1 protein-coding gene is annotated in these 319 nt (G+C 60.5%); it reads right to left on the minus strand.

Features of this window, described 5'->3' with window-relative positions:
* A partial coding sequence (locus tag ACPYOG_RS19335; RefSeq protein ID WP_481295754.1) for a substrate-binding domain-containing protein occupies positions 1 to 319 on the minus strand: 319 nt, incomplete at both ends.

Raw genomic sequence — 319 nt, forward strand, 5'->3', positions numbered from 1 at the left:
ATCATGTTAAGACCCGTGGTGGCCTGACCGTCCGCATACTTATCGGCGACGACTTTTAGGCCCGGATACTTGCTCTTGACCTGTTCCAGGAAGCCCTGACGACGCTGGTCGAGAGAGCCGACGCCCGGCAGGCTGGTGATGATGGCGATCTCGCCCTCTTCCTTGCCGGTCATGCCCTTGATTGCTGCGGCAAGACCATCGGCGGCGATGCGGCCGCCCTGCGTGTTGTCGGTTGTCAGGAACGAGATGAAGGATTTGGAATCGGCGGCAGAGTCAATGCCGACCACCGGCACGGACTTGGCAGCTTGATCCACTGGCT

The sequence above is a fragment of the Leifsonia sp. HAY1-4F genome (genome assembly GCF_056755275.1).